The sequence below is a fragment of the Ralstonia sp. OTU4908 genome, assembly GCF_038440115.1.
Taxonomy (GTDB): Bacteria; Pseudomonadota; Gammaproteobacteria; order Burkholderiales; family Burkholderiaceae; genus Ralstonia; species Ralstonia pickettii.
This window is the reverse complement of the sequence record NZ_JASATD010000006.1, coordinates 93484-109777: the sequence shown is the minus strand read 5'-3', so window position 1 is coordinate 109777 and position 16294 is coordinate 93484. Positions and strand designations below refer to the sequence as shown.

The 16294-nt window shown below is 63.2% G+C and carries 13 protein-coding genes and 2 tRNA genes; 6 read left to right on the top strand and 9 right to left on the bottom strand.

All coding sequences use genetic code 11. The annotated features are described in order from the left end of the window. Position 1: 1 nt before the first annotated feature. Both AAHM38_RS07715 and AAHM38_RS07710 read right to left on the bottom strand, forming a co-directional pair. Positions 2–1819: a chloride channel protein gene (locus AAHM38_RS07715; RefSeq protein ID WP_116575462.1), complete on the bottom strand. Its 1818-nt coding sequence runs from the start codon at positions 1817–1819 to the stop codon at positions 2–4. 4 nt (positions 1820–1823) lie between these two features. Then, positions 1824–2261 carry a MarR family winged helix-turn-helix transcriptional regulator gene (locus AAHM38_RS07710; RefSeq protein WP_012762682.1) on the bottom strand — a complete coding sequence of 146 codons (438 nt, stop codon included), beginning with the start codon at positions 2259–2261 and terminating at the stop codon, positions 1824–1826. Positions 2262–2591: 330 nt separating this feature from the next. Between AAHM38_RS07710 and AAHM38_RS07705 the strand changes: the two genes are divergently transcribed. Beyond that, positions 2592–3794: an MFS transporter gene (locus AAHM38_RS07705; protein WP_116575461.1), complete on the top strand. Its 1203-nt coding sequence runs from the start codon at positions 2592–2594 to the stop codon at positions 3792–3794. A gap of 24 nt (positions 3795–3818) precedes the next feature. After that, the gene (dkgB, locus tag AAHM38_RS07700; RefSeq protein ID WP_116575460.1) at positions 3819–4625 is read left to right on the top strand and encodes a 2,5-didehydrogluconate reductase DkgB; all 807 of its coding nucleotides are present in this window, start codon (positions 3819–3821) and stop codon (positions 4623–4625) included. An 83-nt stretch (positions 4626–4708) separates the two neighbouring features. Here the strand turns inward: dkgB and ilvD are convergent, their stop codons facing one another. Further along, on the bottom strand, positions 4709–6568 hold the full coding sequence (ilvD, locus tag AAHM38_RS07695) for a dihydroxy-acid dehydratase (RefSeq protein WP_116575459.1): 1860 nt from the start codon (positions 6566–6568) through the stop codon (positions 4709–4711). Between the two features lie 202 nt (positions 6569–6770). After that, a tRNA-Leu gene (locus tag AAHM38_RS07690) sits at positions 6771–6851 on the bottom strand. Positions 6852–7004: 153 nt separating this feature from the next. Between AAHM38_RS07690 and AAHM38_RS07685 the strand changes: the two genes are divergently transcribed. Beyond that, positions 7005–8996, top strand: a complete 1992-nt coding sequence (locus AAHM38_RS07685) for an acyltransferase family protein (protein WP_116575458.1) — start codon at positions 7005–7007, stop codon at positions 8994–8996. Positions 8997–9168: 172 nt separating this feature from the next. Here AAHM38_RS07685 and AAHM38_RS07680 read toward each other — a convergent pair whose 3' ends face one another. Continuing rightward, positions 9169–9738: a hypothetical protein gene (locus tag AAHM38_RS07680; protein WP_116575456.1), complete on the bottom strand. Its 570-nt coding sequence runs from the start codon at positions 9736–9738 to the stop codon at positions 9169–9171. A gap of 138 nt (positions 9739–9876) precedes the next feature. Between AAHM38_RS07680 and AAHM38_RS07675 the strand changes: the two genes are divergently transcribed. After that, positions 9877–10332, top strand: a complete 456-nt coding sequence (locus AAHM38_RS07675; RefSeq protein WP_116575455.1) for a site-specific integrase — start codon at positions 9877–9879, stop codon at positions 10330–10332. Between the two features lie 22 nt (positions 10333–10354). Here the strand turns inward: AAHM38_RS07675 and AAHM38_RS07670 are convergent. From AAHM38_RS07670 to AAHM38_RS07655, 4 genes are all read right to left on the bottom strand, one after another. Further along, positions 10355–10439 (bottom strand) — tRNA-Leu (locus AAHM38_RS07670). 66 nt (positions 10440–10505) lie between these two features. Continuing rightward, on the bottom strand, positions 10506–11390 hold the full coding sequence (locus tag AAHM38_RS07665; RefSeq protein ID WP_116575454.1) for an NAD(P)-dependent oxidoreductase: 885 nt from the start codon (positions 11388–11390) through the stop codon (positions 10506–10508). Positions 11391–11425: 35 nt separating this feature from the next. Further along, the gene (locus AAHM38_RS07660) at positions 11426–12595 is read right to left on the bottom strand and encodes an ABC transporter substrate-binding protein (protein ID WP_116575453.1); all 1170 of its coding nucleotides are present in this window, start codon (positions 12593–12595) and stop codon (positions 11426–11428) included. 40 nt (positions 12596–12635) lie between these two features. Beyond that, on the bottom strand, positions 12636–13577 hold the full coding sequence (locus AAHM38_RS07655) for a CysB family HTH-type transcriptional regulator (protein ID WP_012762606.1): 942 nt from the start codon (positions 13575–13577) through the stop codon (positions 12636–12638). A gap of 153 nt (positions 13578–13730) precedes the next feature. Between AAHM38_RS07655 and AAHM38_RS07650 the strand changes: the two genes are divergently transcribed. Next, on the top strand, positions 13731–14504 hold the full coding sequence (locus AAHM38_RS07650) for a sulfite exporter TauE/SafE family protein (RefSeq protein ID WP_012762605.1): 774 nt from the start codon (positions 13731–13733) through the stop codon (positions 14502–14504). A 125-nt stretch (positions 14505–14629) separates the two neighbouring features. Beyond that, a complete protein-coding gene (locus AAHM38_RS07645) occupies positions 14630–16291 on the top strand; it encodes a nitrite/sulfite reductase (RefSeq protein WP_116575452.1) in 1662 nt (553 codons plus the stop codon). Positions 16292–16294 lie beyond the last annotated feature (3 nt).

Sequence of the window (16294 nt, the reverse complement as noted above, 5' to 3'; positions counted from 1 at the left end):
ACTAGCGCGCGACGCGGCTTGCGCGCCGGCGGCGAAGTGCGAGCTGCGTGCGCGTGCCCGACAGCGGCACGCGGCGGAAGCGCTCGCGGCGCTGTTCCTCATCAAAAAATGCCAGCGAAGGTTTGACGAGGTCGCTGCGCGAGACAATGCCCACCAGCGCGCGTGATTGTGAATCGGCCACCACCGGCAGCCGCTCCAGCCCATGCACTGCCAAGCGCGTGGCGACGATGCGGCAGGTCTCACCGGGCAGCGCCATCACGGGGGCATTCGCACCAAACAACTCGGCCACGGTGACGGCACCGCGCTTCTGGCCCGCCAGCAGCGCATCGCGGTCGAGCATGCCGATCAACGTGCCATTCGGCCCACCTCGCACCACGGGAAACGCTCGGTGCGCCTGCGTGGCGCCAAAGCGGTCGGCGAGTGTATCGGCCAGCGTGGCCTGTGCGTCGATGGTCTGCACCGAACGCGTCATCACCTCTTCCACGGCGTGGCGCTCGAGCGGGTCAACAGCGTATTCGCGATAGATGTGGAAGCCGCGTCGCGCGATCTTCTCGGTCATGATCGAGCGCGGCATGGTCAGCACGACAAAACCGTAGGACACCGCCACCGCCAGCAGAATCGGCAGCAGCGCGTTCACATCGTGTGTGAGCCCGAAGGCGAAGACGATGGCTGTGAGCGGGGCGCCCAGGACGCCGGCCAGCATGGCCGCCATGCACACGAGCGGCCACAGGCCCGGGTCGCCGCCGGGGAGCACCGGGCCGATCAACACCCCCAAGCCGGCGCCCATCATCAGCAGCGGGGCAAGCACCCCGCCCGACGTGCCCGAGCCCAGCGCGATCACCCAGATGATGGCCTTGACCACCAGCAGCGCCAGCGCCACGCGGATAGCGAGATGGTTGTGCAGCAAATCCCCGATGACGTCGTAGCCGACGCCCAGCGCACGCGGCTCGAAATAGCCGCCGATGCCGACCACCAGGCCACCGAGGGCCGGCCACCACATCCAGTGGATCGGCAGGCGGCCGAACAGGTCTTCCGTTTTGTACAGCGCCATCGACAGCGAGCGCGCCAGCGCGCCGCACAGCAATCCGGCGACCACGCACGAGCCCAGCGCAGGCAGCGTCGCGGGTGCGGTGTCCAGCGGGAAGAGGGGGCCGGGCTCCAGCACCAGTACACGCAGGAAGCCCGCCACCGCGCATGCCACCGCCACGGGCAGCATGCTGCGCGGGCGCCATTCGAACAGCAGCAGTTCCACCGCCAGCAGCAGCGCGGCCACGGGCGTGCCGAACACGGCCGTCATGCCGGCCGTGGCGCCAGCCACCAGCAGCGTCTTGCGCTCGGCGGCCGTCAGCTTGAAGAACTGCGCGAACAGCGAGCCGAGCGCGCCGCCCGTCATGATGATCGGGCCTTCCGCGCCAAACGGGCCACCGCTGCCGATCACGATGCCTGACGACAGCGGCTTGAGCACCGCCACCTTCGGCGACATCTTGCTTTTGCCGAACAGGATGGCCTCGATGGCCTCGGGAATGCCGTGGCCGCGGATCTTCTCCGAGCCGAAACGCGCCATCAGCCCGACGATCAGCCCGCCGATAAGCGGTACCGCAATCACCCAGGCGCCGAGCGTGTTGGTAGCCGGCGAGCGGTCCGCGAGCGACAGCGTCTGGAAAAAGAACAGGTTGGTGAAGAAGCGGATCAGGTTGAGCAGCACCACGGCTGCCAGCGTGGCAAACGCCGCGATGACGACCGCCAGCGCAGTGGTGCGGAACAGCGTGGTGTCGGTCGCAAAGTCGCGCCGATGCGGTTGGTGTTCAAGGGCTTGCATGACGTTACTGCTCGGCGGCTGGTTCGGTGGGTTGATCGAGGTGCGGAAGCTTGAAAGCGCGGCTGAAGGCCGACAGCTCGCTCTGGTGCAGCCCGGCCAGCAGTGCGACGAGGTGGTCGCCCTTCCTGGAGAGATGGACTTCGACCTGGCGTGCGTCGGTGTCGCTCTGGCGCCTTTCGACCAGACCCGCTTCTTCGCAGCGCGTGATGAGTGCCGCTGTGCCGTGCGGCGCGGCCTGCAGGCGCTCGGCCAGTTCGCCGACGGTGGCCCATTCGCGCCCGGCATAGCCTTTCACGTGCAGCAGCAACTGATACTGCAGGGGCGTAATGCCCTTGGCGTGGATCAGATCTTCGGAGGCGCGCAGGAAGCGACGCAGGTGGTAGCGGAAATCGGAGAGGTTCTCGAAATCCTGCTTGGACAAAGGGCGTGCGGGGGTGGACATGGCGGAATTAAAACGTTCGTGGCGGAATATATCACGATATGACATATTTTGGTGCCAACCCGGAATGCGTTCTGAGTGACACCGATTGTTGATTGGCAATCAAGACTGTTTCGTCGACGGACGGGTTTTTCTGCAAAGGTGGAGCACGCACACTACGGTCCATGCTTATTGTGCCGGTCGCGGACGCTCGCTGCTGCGACCATCGCCTTGGCGCACGCATCGGACGCATCGCATTTCCGCAGGAATCGTCGCCCGCTTGCTGAAAGGTTTGCGGAAATCGCGGCAGAGGTTCTGCCCGCTTTCCAACCCCCCTGCTTTGGAGTACACCGCATGAACCCCACCCACACTTCCGTCGAGCCCGCGCGCAGCAGCGCGACGCTGCCGTTGCTCGCGCTTGCCGCCGGCGCCTTTGGCATCGGCACCACCGAGTTTTCGCCGATGGGCTTGCTGCCCGTGATTGCCGACGGCGTGCATGTATCGATTCCGCAGGCTGGCATGCTGGTCAGCGCGTATGCGATCGGGGTGATGGTCGGCGCGCCGATCATGACGCTGCTGCTCGCACGCTGGCCACGGCGCAAGGCGCTGATTGCGCTGATGAGCATCTTCACCATCGGCAACCTGCTGTCAGCCGTTGCGCCGGACTACACGACGCTGCTGCTCGCGCGGCTCGTCACCAGCCTCGATCACGGCGCGTTCTTCGGGCTGGGATCGGTGGTTGCTGCCAGCCTCGTACCGCGCGACAAGCAGGCCAGCGCCGTCGCAACGATGTTCATGGGCCTGACGATCGCCAACGTTGGGGGCGTGCCGGCTGCGACTTGGCTCGGCCAACTGATCGGCTGGCGCATGTCGTTTGCCGCCACGGCAAGCCTCGGCCTGATCGCCATTGCGGGTCTGATTACCGCGTTGCCGAGAGGCGATGCCGGCAAGATGCCCAACCTGCGCGCCGAACTCGCGGTCCTGACGCGTCCCGTCGTGCTGGGCGCGCTTGCCACCACGGTGCTCGGCGCGGGCGCGATGTTCACGCTCTACACGTATGTTGCGCCGACGCTTGCGCAACTGACCGGCGCCTCGCCGGCATTCGTGACGGCGATGCTGGTGCTGATCGGCATCGGTTTTTCGATTGGCAACATGGCCGGCGGCCGCCTGGCCGATCGCTCGCTCGACGGCAGCCTGATCGGCTTTCTGTTGCTGCTGATCGTGACGATGCTCGCGTTCCCCGTGCTCGCCAAGACGCACATCGGTGCGGCCGCCGCGTTGCTGGTGTGGGGCATCGCCTCCTTCGCGGTCGTACCGCCGCTGCAGATGCGCGTGATGCGTGCCGCAGCTGAGGCACCGGGGCTTGCATCGTCCGTGAACGTGGGCGCGTTCAACCTCGGCAACGCGCTGGGCGCAGCGGCGGGCGGCGCCGCCATCTCCGCAGGACTGGGCTATGCGGCGGTGCCGATTGTCGGCGCAGTGATCGCCGCGTCAGGCCTTGCGCTGGTGGTTCTGCAGGTCGTGCAGCGCCGGGCGCGCCTTGCCATGAACCCCTGATTCGATTTCCCCTTGGAGCACACGATGAACAAGATTCCCGCTTTTGGCCTCGGCACGTTTCGCCTGAAGGGCCGGGTTGTCATCGACTCGGTCCGCAACGGCCTCGAACTCGGCTACCGCGTCATCGACACCGCCCAAATCTACGGCAATGAAGCGGAGGTAGGCGAGGCCATTGCCAGCTCCGGCGTGCGCCGCGAAGACCTGTTCCTGACGACCAAGATCTGGGTCGACAACTACGCCCGGAGCAAGCTAGTGACGAGTCTCGAAGACAGCCTCACCAAGCTGCGCACCGATTACGTCGACCTCACGCTCATCCATTGGCCGGCGCCCAACAACGGCGTGTCGCTCGAAGAATTCATGACCGCGCTGGCCGAAGCCAAGGCTCGGGGTTTGACGCGCGAGATCGGCGTCTCGAACTTCAATATCGCCCTGACGCAGCAGGCGATTGCGGTGGCTGGCAAAGACGCCATCGCCACCAACCAGATCGAACTGAGCCCGTATCTGCAAAATCGCAAGCTCGTCGAATTTCTGCAGCGCGAGGGCATCCACGTCACGTCGTACATGACGCTCGCCTACGGCAAGGTGCTGGGCGATCCGGTGATCGGCGCGATCGCACAGCGGCACGAAGCGACGCCGGCGCAGGTCGTGCTGGCGTGGGCGATGCAGCTCGGCTACTCGGTGATCCCGTCGTCAACCAAGCGAGAGCATCTTGCGAGCAACCTGCGCGCGCAAACGCTGCACCTGACGGACGAAGACATGGCTCAGATTGCCGGGCTTGAGCGCAACGGCCGCGAGGTTTCACCAGACGGGCTCTCGCCGCAGTGGGATTGAGCATCGCGCCACCAGCGCAATAGAAAAAGCCGCTCCGAAGAGCGGCTTTTTTCACGTGGATCGCGCGCTGGGCCCGTGTTGCATCAGTCGTCCAATTGCGACAGGTCGCGCACCGCGCCCTTGTCCGCCGACATGACCAACTTGGCGTACGCCTTGAGTGCGGCCGATACCTTGCGCGGACGCGGCTGCGCGGGCTTCCAACCCTTGGCGTTCTGCTCTTCGCGGCGTCGTGAGAGTTCTTCGTCCGACACCAGCACGTTGATCGTGCGGTTGGGGATGTCGATGCGGATCTTGTCGCCGTTGCGCACCAGGCCGATCGCGCCGCCTGCAGCCGCTTCCGGCGAACAGTGACCGATCGACAGCCCCGACGTACCACCCGAGAAGCGGCCGTCCGTCAGCAGCGCACAGGCTTTGCCCAGGCCCTTGGACTTGATGTAGCTGGTCGGGTACAGCATTTCTTGCATGCCGGGGCCGCCCTTCGGGCCTTCGTAGCGCACGACCACCACATCGCCGGCTTTGACCTTGTCGGCCAGGATGTCCGCGACCGCTTCGTCCTGCGATTCCGTCACGTGCGCCGTGCCTTCGAACACGAGGATGCTTTCATCCACGCCGGCGGTCTTCACCACGCAGCCGTCCATCGCGATGTTGCCCCTCAGCACGGCCAGGCCGCCTTCCTTCGAGAACGCATGCTCGTTCGAGCGGATGCAGCCCTCGGCGCGGTCCAGGTCCAGGCTCGGCCAGCGCGTGTTCTGGCTGAACGCGACCTGCGTCGGAATACCCGCCGGGCCGGCGCGGTAGAACGTCTGCACGGCTTCATCCGATGTGCGGACGATGTCCCACTGGTCCAGCGCATCCTTCAACGTGGGCGCGTGCACGGTGGGTGCGTCGGTGTGCAGCTTTCCGGCGCGGTCCAGCTCACCCAGGATGGCCATGATGCCGCCGGCACGGTGCACGTCTTCGATGTGGTACTTGTTCGTGTTCGGCGCGACCTTGCACAGCTGCGGCACGACGCGCGAAAGGCGGTCGATGTCCGCCATCGTGAAGTCGATCTCCGCTTCCTGCGCGATGGCCAGCAGGTGCAGGATCGTGTTGGTCGAGCCACCCATCGCAATGTCGAGCGTCATGGCGTTCTCAAATGCCTTGAAGCCGACCGAGCGCGGCAGCACGCGCTCGTCTTCCTGCTCGTAGTATTGGCGGGCGAGTTCAACGATGCGGCGGCCGGCGCGCTTGAAGAGCTGCTCGCGGTCTGCGTGCGTGGCGACCACGGTGCCGTTGCCCGGCAGCGACAGGCCTAGCGCTTCGGTCAGGCAGTTCATCGAGTTGGCCGTGAACATGCCCGAGCACGAACCGCAGGTCGGGCACGCCGAGCGCTCGACTTCCGCCACTTCCTCGTCGGAATACTTGCTGTCGGCCGCGATCACCATCGCGTCGATCAGATCCAGCTTCTTGATTTCGATGGCTTTGGTGACGGGGTTGGCGAGGCGCGTCTTGCCCGCCTCCATCGGGCCGCCCGAGACGAAGATCACCGGAATGTTCAGGCGCATGGCGGCCATCAGCATGCCCGGGGTGATCTTGTCGCAGTTGGAGATGCAGACCATGGCATCGGCGCAGTGCGCGTTGACCATGTATTCAACCGAGTCGGCAATGATGTCGCGGCTGGGCAGCGAATACAGCATGCCGTCGTGGCCCATGGCGATGCCGTCGTCCACGGCGATTGTGTTGAATTCCTTGGCAACCCCGCCCGCGGCTTCGATTTCACGCGCGACGAGCTGCCCCAGGTCTTTCAGGTGCACGTGGCCGGGAACAAACTGGGTGAACGAATTGACCACCGCGATGATGGGCTTCTGGAAGTCTTCGTCTTTCATGCCGGTGGCGCGCCAGAGCGAGCGTGCCCCCGCCATGTTGCGGCCGGCGGTGGAGGTTTTGGAACGGTATGCGGGCATTTTGGGTGCTGAAGGATGTCGATGGTGGGGCGGGCCACGCGGATAAAGGCCCTCGCGCGCCCGTGCGATCAACCTCTTGAGCCGCGCCCGGGGCAAAACCGGCATTATCCCACGCCGCGCGGGGCGTGTTGCCGGCTGCCGTTGCGTTGCCGGGCGTCCAATGAAAAAGCCGCTTCTGCGTGAACAGAAGCGGCTTGAATTCTGGTGCCCGAGGCCGGAATCGAACCGGCACGCCTTGCGGCGGGGGATTTTGAGTCCTAGTTGCCTGTACGTAAACACAGGCTTCGCTATTGGTGCTATAGGAAAATCAAGCACTTACGCGAGCATACAATGCTGTATATAACGACAGTACATTGCATGTGAAGGCAAGATTTCCCCCACCTTTGGCGCCTGCCACTTGCTAGAATCCCGGTCGCCTAGACAATGACCACACAATATGAATTACCGGGCGGATATTGACGGCCTGCGCGCCGTTGCGGTTGTCAGCCTTCTCTTGTTCCACGCTGGGTTCGAGCGGATCACTGGAGGCTTCGTCGGAGTCGATGTTTTTTTCGTCATCAGCGGCTACCTGATCACGAAGATCCTGACCGATGCATGCGCTCAAGAGCGTTTCAGCTACTGGCGCTTCTTGGAAAAACGGTTCTTCCGACTATACCCGGCACTGCTCGCCACGCTGGCGCTGACACTGATTGGAGGTTTCCTGCTCCTGTCGCCTGAGCATTTCAAGCTGCTGGGCGAGTACGCATTGAGTGCGCAGTTCTCGGCCTCCAATATCCTGTTTCTGCACAAGGCCGGGTATTTCTCTGAGGGTTCGGGGACCAATCCACTGTTGCATACCTGGTCGCTAGCTGTCGAGCAGCAGTTCTATCTGGCGTGGCCGATCCTGATCTACCTTGCGCACCGGTTGCGGGGCGCGGCAGTACCTGTAGCTGTAGGGGTTGCGGGTGTGGCCTCCCTTCTATGGTCGCGCCACCTGATCAATACCGCGCCGGATAGCGCCTATTTTTTGGTGCAGTCGCGCGTTTTTGAGTTCGCCATCGGCGCTCTTGTCCTCTGGATTCCGCGCGTGCACAAGCGATTCCGCGCGGCAGAGGAACTGCTCTTGCTGGTAGGGTTAGCTGCGATCCTGTACGCCGTGCTGATGTTCGACAAGCACACGCCTTTCCCCGGCAAGATGGCGCTGATCCCGTGCATTGGCGCCGCACTGTGTCTCTACGCCGGGCAAGCCAGATTTGCCGGTCTGCTGCTGCGCAATCCACTGGCGACTTGGATTGGAGCGATCAGCTATTCGGTGTACCTGATCCACTGGCCGGTCTTCGTTTTGTATCGCTACTACCGGTTCGGGCCGATTTCCGATCACGAGATGATGGCCATGGCCATGGTGCCGTTCCTGTTGGCCTACCCGATGTATCGGTTTGTGGAGTCGCCGATGCGTCGCCTTAGCTTCCGCCAGATGGCGCGCTCAGGTGCTGTCGTAACTGCGGCACTTTCGGCTGTCGTTGTTGGAGCATCTACATTCGCATATGCAGCCAACGGGTTGCCTTGGCGAGTCGCCAATGACAATGCGGAAGCCTTGAACGATGCCAAAGGATTCTATGAGTCCAAGTTCGGCGGCATTGGCTTCCCGTGGGAATCGGTGCTGGGCGACAAGTCGCAAGAGAAGGTGAGCGTGCTGCTCATCGGAGATAGCTTCGCCGGACACCTGACCAGTGGGCTCGACAAGGTGCTACGTGAGCGGCATCTCAAAGGCATCAGCGTCTGGGAATCTGGCTGCCTAATTTCGCCTGATTACGTTACGTCACGCAATGGAGTGGCTGATGCGGCGTGCTTGAAATCTGGCGCGCGCGCGTTGGAGTTGCTACGCACGTTGGATGTGCCCGTGATTTACGCGCAGAGCTGGGGCGGTGGCTACCAGTGGATGACGATGAGGAAGGGTGGCACGAGCCCAATCAAGTTCGCGAGCAATCAGGAGTACCACGACTTCATGGCTCGCAACGTCGAAACGCTGGCTGGCATTGCCGGACACGGTAGGCCATTCGCCGTGATGGGATCGCCGCCTGGTGATGGGTCGCGGCAGGGCGTTGATATGAAAACATGCTTGCAACGACCACGCTACATCCCATCAGACTGCCAAAATTATTTGATGTTCAAACAGGATCTGGGATACACCTACGCGGAGAACACCGGCATCAAGGCGGCACTACGTGGGGTCCGTGGCATTACCTTCATTGATCCCTATGAATTGTTCTGCAAGAACGGCGAGTGTCATGCGTTGCTAGAGAACAAGATCCCCTATGCGGATGGATTCCACCTATCGATTGATGGCTCAAAATTGGTGGCGGAGCATTTCGCCAATCAACTTTTGGGAGGTCAATCTGGAATAGTGGCGTTAGCCCCGTCGTCGGGATTTACCGAGCGCAAACAGTGATCTTTCTGGAACAGGTCAAGGAAGCGGCAAAGCACGCACGCCCACCGCTTTCCTTCCTTAACGCCTTTTCCAGCGCGGCTGCTCATTGTCTCGTTCGCGTCTCCGCCCGTCAGCACGTTTAGACCTTCATCGAGCCAACGTAGCCAATTCATGATGTAACGTCCCAGCGCGCTCATTGCTGGGCTCCCGTCTGCTGAGCCAGCAATTCGGTTTTGCGCCCGCTGTCTTGCGTGGTGCCGAAGTAATACGCTGCAGCTGCCTTGGCTTCTGCCGCTAGGTAGCCGCTGATGTTCCCGATGATCACCCAGCCCTGCGGCGGGATCTTGGCCGCCTCTTCTGGCCAGCCCATCAGAGCCACCAGCTGGGTCGCCGCGATGCCGAAGAAGCCGCCAAGGATCATGTACGCCAGATGCGCGGGCGTGCGGTCCTTGACCTGAATTTCTCGGTTGCGCGCGCTGTCCCGGTCCTTAACCTCGGCGTCGACCAACTTGTCCAGGTGGTCATAGCCGATCTGCGTCATGAACTCTTGGTGCTTGAGGTCGGCCTGCTTGAGTGCAATCAGTTGATCAGGCGTCGCACCAGCCAAGGCCGCCGTCACGTTCTCGGGCGTTGCGGTGCTGCTGTTCAAACCGAACAGATCGCAAATCGCCTTCACTGCAACCCCAGCCACCGGCGTTCCAAGTGTGCCAGCCAGCCACGGGGCAATCGTCCCAATGGCGCTCTTTACTTTTGACCAATCCATTTCACGCTCCTTTTTGAGCTAGCAGCACATCTGCATAGCGCTTTGCTCGTGCTTCAACTTGCTGCCCATATTTCGATCCTAGAATTCCAGCCGCTGCCATATCCCATTTGTTGAAGTGGATACCCGAAGCGGAGAGAGATGCTACAGATCGCTTGGGCCTGTACAGACATGCAGGCTAGGGCGGCGATCAGGATCGCGTTCTACTCGGGCATGCGACGCGGCGAAGTGCTGCGGGCCAAGCCTAGGAAGAATGGCTACTTGCTGGAAGAGACGAAGAACGGAGAGCGTCGGCTTGTGCCGATCCATCCAAAGATTGCTGTGCTGGCTCGCCGGGTCCGATTCACGATCACCGAGAACAAGCTAGGCCATGAGTTTGCGAAGGCGCGCAGGAAGGCCGAGCTAGAGCATGTGCGGTTTCACGACCTGCGGCATGCTGCGGCGTCGGAGATGGTGAATAGCGGGATCGACCTGTACACCGTGGGCCAGGTGTTAGGCCATAAGACGGTGGTTTCTACGCGGCGTTACAGCCACTTGTTGAGCGACAAACTTGCCGAGGCGGTGGGCAAGATTGGCAGAAAAACCCACATCCCATGAAGGCTGAAAAGCCAGAAATCGTTGGTGCCCGAGGCCGGAATCGAACCGGCACGCCTTGCGGCGGGGGATTTTGAGTCCCCTGCGTCTACCAATTTCACCACTCGGGCAGGTGCTGATGAGCCGGCAATTATGCCAGAAGTCCGGCCATCCGAACAAGGCGGGCCGAAAGGCGCTCAATCGGTCTGCTGCTTGTTCTGCTGCTCGAGCACGCGCAGCAGCGACGCCGTATCGTCATACCCCCAGCCGTTGGCGACCAGCTTATTGAGCTGCGAAGCCACCAGCTCCATCGCCGGCATCTGCAGGCCGAGTTCCTGGGCGATCTCGCGCACCAGACCGAAATCCTTGTCGTGCAGGCGCGCTTCGATGCCGGCGGCAAAGTTGCGCTCGGCCATCTTGGGCCCTTCCAGGTCGAGCATGCGGCTGCCCGCAAAGCCCGGGCCGATGGCAGCCAGCACACGCGACGGGTCGGTCCCCTGGGCGCGCGCAAACAGCATGGCTTCGGCAATGCCCTGGATATTGATGACCTGCACGATCTGGTTGCACGCCTTGGCGACTTGGCCCGCGCCGTGATCGCCGACGTGCGTGATCGTGGTGCCCAGCAGTTGGAGCAGCGGCCGCACGCGCTCCAGCACTTCGGCCTTGCCGCCAACCATGATCGACAGCGTGGCCTTCTGCGCGCCTGCGGTGCCGCCTGAGACCGGCGCATCCAGGAACTCCAGTCCCGCCGCTTCCAAATCGGCCGCGATCCGGCGCGTGGCCACGGCGGAGATCGTGCTGTGATCGATGCACACGGCACCACGCGGCGCGCCATGGATGACACCATCCGGCCCCAGCAGCACGCTTTCCACATCGGCCGTGGACGTGACGTTGGTGAAGATGACCTCCGCGTCGCGCGCCGCTTCAGCGGGGGTGTTGCAGGGCTCGGCGCCGAGGGTGCGGGCGTTGTCGGCGGCTTCCGGACGGCGCACATAGGCGCGCACGGTGTGCCCGGCGGCAATCAGGTGTTGGACCATCGGCGTGCCCATGTTGCCGAGGCCGATGAAGGCAATGCGTGTCATGGCGAGTCTCTGCGTATTCCGTATTCCGTATTGAGTTAGCGCGGGCCGGCGTATGCGAAACGGCCGTTCTTGATGATGCCCATCACGCGCGAACGTTGGTCGAAGCCCTGGTGATCCTGGGCATTCAGGTTCAGCACGCCGTTGGGCACGGTCAGATCGCGCGTGGTTTCCAGCGCGTCGCGCAGGGCGGCGCGGAAGGCAGGTGTACCAGGCGTGGCGCCGGTCTTGAGCGCACGGGCCGTGGCATTGTCGAGCAACTGCCACGCGCCCCATGCGTCTCCCGCGAACTGCGTGACGGTGTTGGGGCCGTACTTGGCCTCATAGCGATCAGCAAATTCCACTGCAACCTTGCGCACCGGATGGCTGGCCGGCAGCTCGCGCGCCACGACCACGGGGCCGGTCGGGAAGAGGGTGCCTTCCACGTCCTTGCTACCCACCTTCAGGAATTCGGTGCTGGCGATGCCGTGTGTCTGGTAAATACGGCCCTTGTAGCCGCGCTCCACCAGCGTGCGTTGGGGCAGGGCGGCGGGGGTGCCGGCCCCGGCAATCAGGATGGCGTCGGGCTTGGCGGCCATCAGCTTGAGAATCTGCCCCGTCACGCTGGTATCCGTGCGCGCAAAGCGCTCGTTGGCCACCACGCGCAACTTGCGCACGTCGGCCAGCTTCGAGAATTCACGCGACCAGCTCTCGCCATACGCATCGGTAAAGCCGATGAAGCCGACGGTGTGCACGCCGTTGTCGGCCATGTGCTGGGTGACGAGCGTGGCCATCTGCGAATCGTTCTGCGGCATCTTGAAGGCCCAGCGGCGCTTGGCGTCCTGCGGCTCGACGATGGAGGCAGATGCTGCCAGCGTGATCATTGGCGTTTGCCCCTCGGCCACGGCATCGAGCGACGCCAGCGCCGTCGGCACGATCGTCGGGCCAACAATCGCGTCCACCTTGTCTTCGGCGATCAGCTTGCGCACGTTGCGCACCGCCATCGACGGGTCGGAGGCATCGTCCAGCACGATGACCTGCGCGCGCTGACCGCCGATGGTCGCCGGCCACATCTGCACGGTGTTCTTGCTGGGAATGCCGATGGCGGCGGCGGGGCCGGTGGTCGACAGGACCACGCCCACGCGAATGTCGGCGCGGGCGGGCAGGGCAAGTGCGGCAGCGCTGGCAAAGAGGGCCATGCCGCACAGCAGGCGACGTCGGGTCGTCATGAAGTCTCCGGGAAGTTCAGGCATTGCGAATGCGGGCGAATCACAGCTCGTATGCTTCGTGATCGCCCGACATGAGTTGTTCGACCAGCTTGCGCGTCAGCGTTGGCGCAAACAGTTCGATGAAGGTGTAGACGAAGCCGCGCAGGTACGCGCCTTGTTTGACGCCCAGGTGCGTGACGTTGGTGCCGAACAGGTGGCCTGCCGGAATGGCGCGCAGGTTGCGGTCACGCTCGGCGTCAAATGCCACGCCGGCCACGATGCCGACACCCAGGCCCACTTCCACGTAGGTCTTGATGACATCCGCGTCGATGGCTTCGAGCACGATATCGGGCTTGATCTGGCGTAGTTCGAACGCGTGGTCGATTTTGGGCCGGCCGGCAAAGTGGTGGTCGTACGTGATGATCGGATAACCCTTCAGGTCGTCCAGCGTCAGGTGCTGGCGCGACAGAAGCGGGTGGTCAGGCGGCGTCACCACCACATGCTGCCACTGGTAGCCGGGGATCGAGATCAGATCCTTCACATGCGACATGCCTTCGGTGGCGATGGCAATGTCGGCCTGGTCGTGCAGCACCATCTCGGCAATCTGCGCGGGCGTGCCCTGCTGAATGGAAAGGCGCACCTTGGGATATTTGCGCGTGAATTCGGCGATGGCCTTGGGCAGCGCGTAGCGCGCCTGCGTGTGTGTGGTCGCGATGGTGAAGTTGCCCTGGTCCTGTGCGGCGTAGTCCTTGCCGACGCGCTTGAGGGTTTCAACTTCTTCGAGCACGCGCTCAACGGAGGCGAGGATGCGCCGCCCCGGCTCTGTGAGACCCCGGATGCGCTTGCCGTGACGGGTGAAGATATCGACGCCCAGTTCCTCTTCCAGCTCGATGATGGCCTTGGAGACACCTGGTTGTGATGTATAGAGCGCTTTTGCGGCCTCTGTCAGGTTGAATTTCTGCCGCACGGCTTCGCGCACGAAGCGGAATTGGTGGAGGTTCATGGCTGCGCGGTCAATAAGAAGAACAGGTGCGAACTGAACGCTACTTATAACCGACACCATATAAACAAACAATTTTTTATTGGTTTGGGATATGAGGCCAGTTCATTACGATGCTCGAACTTCGTGATAACACGCCCTCACTGTCCCTGCGCCATGACGCTTGCCTATACGATTTCCGGTCTGCTGGTCGGCCTGTTGGTCGGCCTGACGGGCGTTGGCGGCGGCTCGCTGATGACGCCGCTGCTGACGCTGATGTTCGGCTTTTCGCCGGCGACCGCAGTGGGCACGGACCTGGCATTCGCCTCGCTGACCAAAGGCGCGGGCACGATCGCGCATCGCAGCCACGGTCATATCCGCTGGGACATCGTCAAGCGCCTCTGCCTGGGCAGCCTGCCGGCGGCGCTGGTGACCGTGATCGTGCTGAAGAGCGCCGGCAACCTCGACGCCGAATGGATGCACGTGATTCGCCTGACGATTGGCGTGTCGGTCATCCTGACCGTGATTTCGCTGTTGTTCCGTCAGCGCGTGCTGGGGTGGTTGGCCCGCAACCCGCGCTATCGCCTGCAAGGCACGGCGCTGGCCGCAGCCACCGTTCTCGTTGGCGCGGTGCTGGGCGTGCTGGTGACGGTGTCGTCCATCGGTGCCGGTGCCGTGGGTGCGACGCTCATCCTGATTCTGTATCCCGAATTGAAGAGCGCCGAAGTGGCCGGCACCGACATCGCCTATGCCGTGCCGCTGACCGCCGTGGCGGGCCTGGGCCACATGTACCTGGGCACCATCGACTGGAACCTGCTGGTGTCGCTGCTGGTGGGCTCCATCCCGGGTATCTGGCTGGGCGCGCGCCTGTCCAAGAATCTGCCGGAACGTCTGGTGCGCGGCGCGCTTGCCGCCACGCTGACGATCACGGCCATCAAGCTGGTGTCGTGATGCATGACTTCATGCCGACCCTGCTTGACTGTGGCTGCTGTCGTTGAATCGGCAGCAGCGCCATAACGAAACGCATTCCCCCAATTGAATCGCACGCCGGCCCAGCCGGATTGGACTGAACAGTCATGTACCAATACGACGCTTACGATCACCGCCTCGTCGCCGACCGCGTCGCGCAGTTTCGCGACCAGGTGCGCCGCCGTATCGCTGGCGAACTGACCGAAGAAGAGTTCCTGCCGCTGCGCCTCCAGAATGGCCTGTACTACCAGCGCCACGCCTACATGCTGCGTGTGGCGATTCCGTATGGCCACCTGCGCGCCAAGCAACTGCGCATGCTCAGCCACATCGCCGCCGAGCACGACCGCGGCTACGGCCACTTCAGCACGCGCCAGAACATCCAGTACAACTGGATCGAGCTGGAGCAGGTGCCGGACATCCTGGCCAAGCTCGCCTCGGTCGAAATGCACGCCATCCAGACCTCGGGCAACTGCATCCGCAACATCACGACCGACCAGTTTGCCGGTGTGGCGCCGGACGAGGTGATCGATGCGCGCCCGCTGGCGGAAATCCTGCGCCAATGGTCGACGTTCATCCCGGAGTTCGCGTTCCTGCCGCGCAAGTTCAAGATTGCTGTGTCGGCCTCGCGAGACGACCGCGCCGTGACGCAACTGCATGACATCGGCGTCTACGCCTATGAGAAGGACGGGCAGACGCTGCTGCGCATCCTGGCCGGCGGCGGCATGGGCCGCACGCCGATCCTGGGCGCGATCATCAAGGAAGACCTGCCGTGGCAGCACATGCTGTCGTACATCGAGGCCGCCGTGCGCGTGTACAACCGCTACGGCCGTCGCGACAACAAGTACAAGGCGCGTATCAAGATTCTCGTGAAGGCCATCGGCGCTGAGGAATTTGCGCGCCAGGTGGAAGAAGAGTGGCAGCACATCAAGGACGGCCCGTCGACCATCACGCAGGCCGAGTTCGACCGCGTGGCGCAGTTCTTCGCGCCGCCTGCGTATGAAAAGCTGGCCGATACCGATGCCGGCTATGAAAAGGCGCTGCTGGAGAACAAGGCGTTCGCACGCTGGGTCAGCCGCAACGTGCATCCGCACCGTGTGCCGGGCTATGCCGCGGTCACGCTGTCGCTCAAGCCGGGCGCGGCGCTGCCGCCGGGCGATGCCACGGCCGAGCAGATGGCGCTGGTGGCGGATTGGTCGGAGCGCTTCGGCTTTGGCGAGGTGCGTGTCGCGCACGAGCAGAACCTGATCCTGCCGGACGTGAAGAAGCACGACCTGCTGGAGCTGTGGCAGCTGGCAAAGGAGCACGGCATGGCCACCGCCAACATCGGCCTGCTGACCGACATCATTGCCTGCCCGGGCGGTGACTTCTGCTCGCTGGCCAACGCCAAGTCGATTCCCATCGCGCAGGCGATCCAGGCGCGCTTCGACGATCTCGATTACGTGCACGACCTGGGCGAGCTGTCGCTCAACATCTCGGGTTGCATCAACTCGTGCGGTCACCACCACGTCGGCAACATCGGCATCCTGGGTGTCGATAAGCACGAAGAAGAGTGGTACCAGGTGTCGCTGGGCGGCGCACAGGGTAACGATTCGGCGATCGGCAAGATCATCGGGCCGTCGTTCAAGGCCGAAGAAATGCCCGACGTGATCGAGCGCATCATCGATACCTTCGTCGCCAATCGCACGGAAGACGAACGCTTCATCGACACCTATCACCGCATCGGCATGGCCCCGTTCAAGGAACGCGTCTACGCCCGTGCAGAAGCCTGAAAG